Annotated in this window: 8 protein-coding genes; 3 read left to right on the top strand and 5 right to left on the bottom strand. The window is 71.5% G+C overall.

Features of this window, described 5'->3' with window-relative positions:
• From G4G93_RS35070 to G4G93_RS35055, 4 genes are all read right to left on the bottom strand, one after another.
• Positions 1-488, bottom strand: a 488-nt coding sequence (locus tag G4G93_RS35070; RefSeq protein ID WP_165091748.1) for a GTP-binding protein, incomplete at its 3' end; no start/stop codon positions are given.
• A gap of 111 nt (positions 489-599) precedes the next feature.
• Complete coding sequence (locus tag G4G93_RS35065; RefSeq protein WP_165091911.1) at positions 600-980, bottom strand: hypothetical protein; 381 nt, start codon at positions 978-980, stop codon at positions 600-602.
• A 283-nt stretch (positions 981-1,263) separates the two neighbouring features.
• Positions 1,264-2,964 (bottom strand): lysine--tRNA ligase, encoded by a 1,701-nt coding sequence (locus G4G93_RS35060; RefSeq protein ID WP_165091910.1) that lies wholly within the window; start codon positions 2,962-2,964, stop codon positions 1,264-1,266.
• Positions 2,965-3,075: 111 nt separating this feature from the next.
• Entirely contained in the window at positions 3,076-4,101 is a 1,026-nt protein-coding gene (locus G4G93_RS35055) for an LLM class flavin-dependent oxidoreductase (RefSeq protein WP_165091908.1), read from the bottom strand.
• Between the two features lie 295 nt (positions 4,102-4,396).
• On the opposite strand from G4G93_RS35055, the gene G4G93_RS35050 reads away from it, so the two are divergent.
• Both G4G93_RS35050 and G4G93_RS35045 read left to right on the top strand, forming a co-directional pair.
• Positions 4,397-5,179 (top strand): SDR family NAD(P)-dependent oxidoreductase, encoded by a 783-nt coding sequence (locus tag G4G93_RS35050; RefSeq protein ID WP_165091907.1) that lies wholly within the window; start codon positions 4,397-4,399, stop codon positions 5,177-5,179.
• Between the two features lie 7 nt (positions 5,180-5,186).
• Positions 5,187-5,981: an SDR family NAD(P)-dependent oxidoreductase gene (locus tag G4G93_RS35045; RefSeq protein ID WP_165091905.1), complete on the top strand. Its 795-nt coding sequence runs from the start codon at positions 5,187-5,189 to the stop codon at positions 5,979-5,981.
• A gap of 54 nt (positions 5,982-6,035) precedes the next feature.
• Here G4G93_RS35045 and G4G93_RS35040 read toward each other — a convergent pair whose 3' ends face one another.
• Complete coding sequence (locus tag G4G93_RS35040) at positions 6,036-6,833, bottom strand: transporter substrate-binding domain-containing protein (RefSeq protein ID WP_246737193.1); 798 nt, start codon at positions 6,831-6,833, stop codon at positions 6,036-6,038.
• Positions 6,834-7,000: 167 nt separating this feature from the next.
• On the opposite strand from G4G93_RS35040, the gene G4G93_RS35035 reads away from it, so the two are divergent.
• Positions 7,001-7,810, top strand: coding sequence for a hypothetical protein (locus G4G93_RS35035; protein ID WP_165091902.1), 810 nt, complete (start codon positions 7,001-7,003; stop codon positions 7,808-7,810).
• Positions 7,811-8,074: the final 264 nt, after the last annotated feature.

Raw genomic sequence — 8,074 nt, 5'->3', positions numbered from 1 at the left:
AAGTCGTACTTCGACAGAAGCTCGCGCACCTCGAGCTCGACCAGATCCAGAAGCTCCGGATCGTCGACCATGTCGACCTTGTTCATGAACACCACCAGCGCAGGAACGCCGACCTGGCGCGCCAGCAGGATGTGCTCGCGGGTCTGCGGCATCGGGCCGTCGGCCGCCGACACCACCAGGATCGCGCCGTCCATCTGCGCCGCCCCGGTGATCATGTTCTTCACGTAGTCGGCGTGCCCGGGGCAGTCGACGTGCGCGTAGTGACGGTTCGACGTCTCGTACTCGACGTGCGCCGTCGAGATCGTGATGCCCCGCGCCTTCTCCTCCGGCGCCTTGTCAATCTGGTCGTACGCCGTGAAGGTCGCACCACCCGTCTCGGCCAGCACCTTCGTGATCGCCGCAGTCAGAGAGGTCTTGCCATGGTCAACGTGACCGATGGTGCCGATGTTGCAGTGCGGCTTCGTCCGCGAAAACTTTTCCTTGGCCATATCCATCACCTGCGGCAAGCCCGCCCACGACGTCCAGCCGGGCGGAAGGCGCGGCCCGCTTAGAGGGTTAGCGCCGGTTGATCAAGTCCGGCGTCGCCGCGGGGGCTTCCGTCAGGGGGTTCCCGCGACGCGCCGGCGGTCGAGGCTGCGGGCATAGGCCTCCGCCGTCTCGCGCTCGTGGTCGGAGAGCAGCTGCTCGACGGCGCCGACGAGGTCGGGCGCCTCGGTGAAGCCGGCGGCGACGAGGGCCACCGCCTTCGCCCGCGCCGCCTCGCGCTTGGCCGGCAGGCAGATGTGCTGCGCCCGCACGGCGAAATGCTCCGCCGTCTCGTGGCGCATCCGCGCCGCGGCGGATTCCCGCGCGAGGCAGCCCTTCAGCCGCGCGATCGCCGTCGCCTCCCGGGCCGGCCGCGCCACCTCGATGGCGTGGGTCTCGGTCACGTGACCCGGCGCCGACAGGGCGAGGAGCAGGAGCGGCATCACGGCGCGCATGGCGAGATCCCGGGGCGTTTGTTCCTGATCCGTTCCATACCACGACCGATTCGCTGCTGCCACGGTAAACGGGTGGTGAGGTGGGGACAACGTGATGGCGGCCCCCGCCGCGAGGCGGGAGCCGGACCGAAGGGCGTCATACGACGTCCGAACGATCGCTCGGCGATTGCTGCGCAATCGCGCAGGCAATGCGGACGTCGGCGTCGCTCGAGCGTGTGGAGCGGGAGGCTCCACCGCGCGGGCCGGCGACCCGCCTTCCGGGCGGACTTTCCCGGAACGCGTGTCAGGCCGCTTCCGGAGCCTTGCGGCTCTCCAGGAAGGCCGCGTGCTCCTGGGCGAGCGCCCCCGACAGGGCGCGGGCGATCAGCGCCCGGGTCTCCTCGACGCCGTAGAGGGCGACGAAGGAGCCGAAGCGGGGCCCGCGGGCCTCGCCGAGCAGGATGCCGTAGAGCGTGGTGAACCAGGTCTGGGACACGCCGGGCCGCCCGTCCGGGCTCTTCGACTTGCCCGACAGGTCGGGGAAGTGGCGTCGCCCGACCTCGTAGACCGCGGCCTGCAAGGCTTCCGGATCGGTCGAGCCGGCGTGGGACGCCAACGTCCCGGACAGGTCGGCGAGGGCGGCAGCCTCCTCCGCGCTCGGGGCCCGGTAGGTCTTCGCCGGGCGCACGAAATCGCGGAAGTAGCGCACGGCGTGGTGGACCAGCCGGTCGAGGCGCGGATGCGTCTCGGGCGAGGCCTCGGGCGCGTAGCGGCGGATGAAGCCCCAGAGCACCGCTGGGTCCTCGGTATTGGCCACCGCCACGAGGTTGAGCAGCATCGCGAACGGGATCGCCCCGCCCTCTGCCACCCGCTCCGGCTCCGGCGGCGTGCCGGCATGGAGATGCCAGGTCGGATTACCGAGCTTCAGCTTCGGCTCCTGGCCCGGGAACTTCTCCAGGAACGACAGATAATCGTCGACGTGGCGCGGGATGACGTCGAAATGCAGCCGCTTCGCCTCGCGCGGCTTGTTGTACATGAACAGGGCCAGGCTCTCGGGCGTGCCGTAGGCCAGCCACTCGTCGATGGTGAGCCCGTTGCCCTTCGACTTCGAGATCTTCTGCCCCTTCTCGTCGAGGAACAGCTCGTAGTTGAAGCCTTCCGGCGGCTCGGCGCCGAGCACCCGGGCGATCTGGCCCGAGAGCTTGACCGAATCGATCAGATCCTTGCCGGCCATCTCGTAATCGACGCCGAGCGCGACCCAGCGCATCGCCCAGTCGGGCTTCCATTGCAGCTTGGCGTGGCCGCCGGTGACCGGGGTCTCGTAGGCCTCGCCCGTGGCCGGGTCGCGCCACACGATGGTGCCCGACGCCACCTTCACCTCGTCGATCGGCACCTGCATCACGTGCCCGGTGACCGGGTGGAGCGGCAGGAACGGCGAATAGGAGGCCGAGCGCTCGGCCCGCAGGGACGGCAGCATCACCGCCATCACGGCGTCGTAGCGCTCCAGCACGGTGAGCAGGGTCGCATCGAAGCGGCCCGAGCGGTAGCATTCGGTCGCCGACAGGAACTCGTAGTCGAAGCCGAACGAATCGAGGAAGCGGCGCAGTTCGGCGTTGTTGTGGGCGCCGAAGCTGTCATGGGTGCCGAACGGGTCCGGCACCGCGGTCAGCGGCTTGTTGAGGTTTTCCGCCAGCAGCGCCTTGTTCGGCACGTTCTCCGGCACCTTGCGCAACCCGTCCATGTCGTCCGAGAAGGCGACGAGGCGGGTCGGGACGGTGTCGTTGGTGAGCGTCCGGAAGGCGTGGCGCACCATCGAGGTGCGTGCGACCTCGCCGAAGGTCCCGATATGCGGCAGGCCCGAGGGGCCGTAGCCGGTCTCGAACAGCACCTCGCCTTTGCCCGTCCGTTCCAGCCGGGCGACGAGCTTGCGCGCCTCCTCGAAGGGCCAGGCGGACGCGGAGGCGGCGGCCTCCGCCAGGGCGGGATCGATGCTGAATGCGGACATGGCGAGGGGGTTTTCGGCCTGTGAGGCCGCGGGCGCGGCCTTCCGGTGAGCGTTTCGGGAGCCCGGCACCCTATGGGCCGCGCTCCCGAGGGTCAACGCGAGGCGACTCGCTTAGGCGTGGGCGGGTTCGCGCCGCTCCGCCCCGGCACGCTGCGGATCGGCCATGATGTCGGCCAGGATCTCGTAGGAGCGCAGGCGCGCCTTGTGGTCGTGGATCGCGGCGGCGACCATCAGCTCGTCGGCCCCCGTGCGGGCCGCGATCGCGTCCAGGCCGCGGCGCACCGTCTCCGGCGAGCCGACCACCGAGCAGGCCAGCATGCCCGAGGCCTGCACCTTCTCGTGGCCCGACCAGTAGGTCTCGATGTCGTCGATCGGCGGCGGCAGCTGGCCGCGGGTGCCGCGGAAGATGTTGGTGAAGGCCTGCTGCGCCGAGGTGAACAGCCGCCGCGCCTCGCCGTCGGTCTCGGCCGCGATCACGTTGACGCCGACCATCGCGTGGGGCTTCGCCAGCTGGCCTGAGGGCTCGAAGCGGGCGCGGTAGACCTCGAGCGCCTGCATCAGGGCGTCGGGCGCGAAATGCGACGCGAAGGCGTAGGGCAGGCCGAGCATCGCCGCGAGCTGCGCCCCGAACAGGCTGGAGCCGAGGATCCACAAAGGCACGTTGGTGCCGGTGCCCGGCACGGCCTGGATCACCCGCCCGGCATCGAGCGGCCCGAGCAGGGTCTGGAGCTCCAGCACGTCCTGCGGGAAGTGATCCGACGCGGCAGGGTCGCGGCGCAGGGCCCGCAGGGTGCGCTGATCGGTGCCGGGCGCGCGGCCGAGGCCCAGATCGATGCGGTCCGGATAGAGCTCGGCGAGCGTCCCGAACTGCTCGGCAATCACCATCGGCGAGTGGTTCGGCAGCATGATGCCGCCCGCACCGACCCGGATCCGGTGCGTGCCCCCGGCGATGTAGCCCACCACCACCGAGGTCGCCGCGCTGGCGATGCCCGTCATGTTGTGGTGCTCGGCCACCCAGTAGCGGGTGAAGCCCCACCGTTCGGCATGCTGGGCGAGATCGAGGGTGTTGCGCAGCGCGTCGCCGGGCGTGGACCCTTGCGGGATCGGCGCGAGGTCGAGGATGGAGAGTGGCGGCATCGGCGGATCCCGGATGTGTGAGTGCGTGTCCCCTGCTGGTGTCCAAGATTTGGCCTGCGGCAGGCGGATGCAAGCGCGCCGGACCGATGCGTGACATGCGTGTGCAGCGCGGACCCGCGGACGCATCGGCGGCGGCGGCCGACATACCGCTCCTTCCGACCCGAGCGACGCTCCCGGCTGAGACCTCCTGGTCATGCACCGTTCCGGACGTTCGAATCCGGGCCTTGCTCACCGGCGCCCATTCTCCGATGCTGCCCCATGCCCGCGATGAGACGGGCCAATCCGGGGAGGATCCATGGCGGGCCTGTTCGATCTCACCGGCCGGGTGGCGGTGGTCACCGGCGGCAATGGCGGCATCGGGCTCGGGATGGCGGAGGCCCTGGCCGGGGCCGGCTGCGCGGTCTCGATCTGGGGCCGCGACGAGGCCAAGAACGGCCGCGCGCTCCGACGCCTCGAAGCCGCGGGCGCCCCGGTCACGGCGGAGACCTGCGACGTCGCCGACCCGGAGGCGGTGCAGCGCGCCTTCGACGCCACCCTCGCCCGCTTCGGCCGGGTCGACGGCATGTTCGCCAATGCCGGCGTGGCCGGGGGCGGGCGGCGCTCGTTCCTGGAGCGGGACGCGGAGGAGTGGCGGCGGACCTTCGCGGTCAACCTCGACGGGGTGGTGGCGAGCTTCCAGGTCGCGGCCCGGCACATGGCCGAGCGCGCCGGCGCCGGCGACGCCTTCGGGCGGCTCGTGGCCACGTCGAGCGTCGCCTCGCTCCTGGGCGCGGCGCGCAACGAGCATTACGGGGCCACCAAGGGGGCGCTCAACGCGATGGTGCGGGCCCTCGCCGTCGAACTCGCCCGCTACGGCGTGACGGCAAACGCGATCCTGCCGGGCTGGATCGAGAGCGACATGACCGCCGGCCTGATGGCGAACGAGAAGTTCGTGACCTTCAACCTGCCCCGGATCCCCGCCCGCCGCTTCGGCCGTCCGGAGGACTTTGGGGGGATCGCCGTCTACCTGATGAGCGGGGCCTCGTCCTACCATACCGGGCAGGTGCTGGTGATCGACGGCGGCTACACGGTGGCGTGAGGGCACGATGGCACGATTCACCGACAAGGCGGTCCTCGTCACCGGCGCCGGCAGCGGCATCGGGCGCGCCTCCGCCCTGCTCTTTGCCCGCGAGGGCGCGGCGGTCGCGGTGGTCGACCGGGATCCGGGCAGCGTCGAGGAGACCGCCGCGCTCATCGCGGCCGAGGGCGGGCGGGCTTTGGCCCTTGCGGCGGATGCCGGCCGCGAGGCCGACGTCACCGGGATCCTGGCCTCCGCCGAGCGGGAATTCGGCCGCCTCGATGCGATCCACGCCAATGCAGGAATCGGCGGCGGCATCGTGCCGTTCACCGAGCAGAGCGTGGACCTCTGGGAGGAAGTGCTGCGGGTCAACCTGATCGGCGCCTTCCTGGCGATCAAGCATGGCGGTCCGCTGCTCCTGCGCCATGGCGGCGGGGCGATCGTCTGCACCGCCTCGGTGGCGGGCCTCAGGGCCAATGCGGCGGGAGCCGCCTACAGCGCCAGCAAGGCCGGGGTGATCAGCCTGGTCCAGACCGCCGCCGACGCCTTCGCGGGGACGGGCCTGCGGATCAACGCCGTCTGCCCGGGCCTGATCGAGACCGGCATGACGGCGGGCCTGTTCGCCGCCGCGCGGGCGAAGGGCAAGCAGGACCGCATCGGCCAGCTCAACCCGTTGCGGCGGGCCGGGGCGCCGGAGGAGATCGCCGCGGCGGCCCTGTTCCTGGCGAGCGACGAGGCCGCCTACGTCAACGGGCAGGCGCTGGCGGTCGATGGCGGGTTGTCGAGCACGCATCCCTTCGTGCCGCGGGCGCCGCGGGGCTGACCGCCGCTCCCGGAGCAAGGCGCACGGCCTGCGCCCTCGTCTCGGCGACGCCGCTCAGAACGGGCTGACCGGGAAGAACCGCAGGTACAGTTCCGCGTACTTGCCCTCGTCCCACAGGCGTTGGAGCGCGTCGTCGAGGGCGCGGGCGAGGCCCTCGTCCTCCTTGCGGGTGACGAAGCCGATGCCCTCGCCGAAATAGCGGTTCTCCAGGTAGTCGCCGCCCACGAACGCGCAGCATCCGGCCGCGTCGGTGCCGCCGATCCAGAGGGCCAGCGCCAGCCCGTCGCCGAACAGGTACTCGATCTCGCCGCGGCGCAGGGCCGCCTCGGCGGTGGCGAGGTCCGGGTAGGTCTTCGGCGTCACGTGGAAGAAGGTGCGCAGATAGGCCTCGTGCGCGGTGCCGGCGACCACGCCGGTCGGGTGCTCGCCGATCACCTTCGCGTCCGGCGCCGGCAGGCTCTTGTCGCCGCGTACGGCGAAGCGGGCCGGCCACCGGAAATACGGCCGCGTCGCCCGGTGATCGGCCCTGAGCGAGGCGGTGAGGGGCACGGCGGCCGCCACCACGTCGCCCTGGTTGGCCTGGAGCGCGTCGAGCAGCGTGTCGAACCGGCGCACCTGCACGGTGCAGGTCAGGCCGAGCTTCTCGCAGGCCGCGCGGGCAAGCTCGACGGCAAAGCCCGTCGGGTTGCCGTCCGGCCCGGCGAAGTGCAGCGGCGGGTATTCGTCGTCGGTGAGGAAGCGCACCGGCCGGGTGGTCTGGGGCGGCTCCGGCCGCTCCAGCCGGGCGCGGGGATTCCAGAAATTCGGGATCGTCACCGGATCGGCGGCGGCCGCCGGCACCGCCGCGAGCATCAGCAGGGCGGCCAGGGCCTGGCATAGGTGACGCTGCGACATCCGTGCCACGCTCGCGAGAAATCCGCCGGCGGAGGGACGCGACGCTGTCGTGGAGACGGGGAGAGCCATAGGCTCTCGTAGCACGAACCTCCGCCGGGGGAAGGCCGCAACGATCGGAGCGCCCGATGTTCGTCGAGGTCCGGTCCCCGCACGGCGCCGCCCTCCGCCTGCCGGGCGAGCTCGCCTTCCTGCTCGGACAGGGCACCGATCTCGCCGTCGTCCGGGAGGCCTCGACCCGGGCTGAGCGGGAGGGCACCGAGCCGGTGGCCGCCCTGCTGCGGGCCGGCCTGATGAGCGAGGCCGACTACTACGCCGCCCTCGCCCGGGCGCTCGGCCGGCCGTTCCGCTCGACCTGCCTCGTCCTGCACCCGGCGGCGCGGTTTCCCGAGGATATCCGCCACGGCGCGGCTCGTGGCGCGGCGGGCGAGATCTACCTCGCCCCCCCGCCCGGCGCGGTGGCGGTCCTCCTCGAGACCGGGGCGCCGCCCGAGGCCGTGTTCACCACGCCGGCGGCGCTCGCCGCCGCGGTGCTCGGCACCGCCGGCCCCCGCGCCGCCGCCCGGGCCGCCGAGGCGCTGGAGGTGCGGACGCCCGATTGGGCCTACCGCCCGGGCCTGCATCCGGGGCAGGTCCTCGCCCTGCTGCTCGGCATCGCCGGGCTGCTGCTCATCCTCGACGCCGCATCCTGGCTGCAGCTCCTCGCGGTGGCGGGGCTCAACCTCCTGGTCCTGGCGGTGATCGTCTTCCGCCTCGCCGCCCCGCTGCTGCGGCCCGCTCCCCTACCGGTCCCTCCGGCGATCCCGGACGCCGAGCTGCCGGTCTACACCGTGCTGGTGGCGCTCTACCGGGAGACCCGGGTGGTGCCGCGCCTCGTCCGCGCGCTCGCCCGCCTCGACTATCCGGTATTATGCAGCAAGCTCACCGGAAAGCGTTGATGTCGGCTTGATCCACCTGGCCTTGGCGGCTTCTATCTCGACTTGTATGTGTCAGATTATGCATCGGTTGAGCGAAACGCGCGACCGCCCCCTCCTGCCAGTTGACTTATATGCCAACCAGCGCCAGATTGGTCATAGCAGGCTTGACCCCGATCGAGATCCCCCTCGACGGAAGCCCTGAGGCATGGAGATTTCTCTATGGTCCTAGTGACTTTCTGAGATCATTGGACCGGCTTAGGGAGGCGGATGAGGCCTCCTCATATG

Origin of the sequence: Methylobacterium sp. DB0501, from assembly GCF_011043735.1 — a bacterium.
Lineage (GTDB): Bacteria > Pseudomonadota > Alphaproteobacteria > Rhizobiales > Beijerinckiaceae > Methylobacterium > Methylobacterium alsaeris.
Note: the sequence above shows the minus strand (reverse complement) of the source record. Positions and strands in the feature narration are given on the sequence as shown.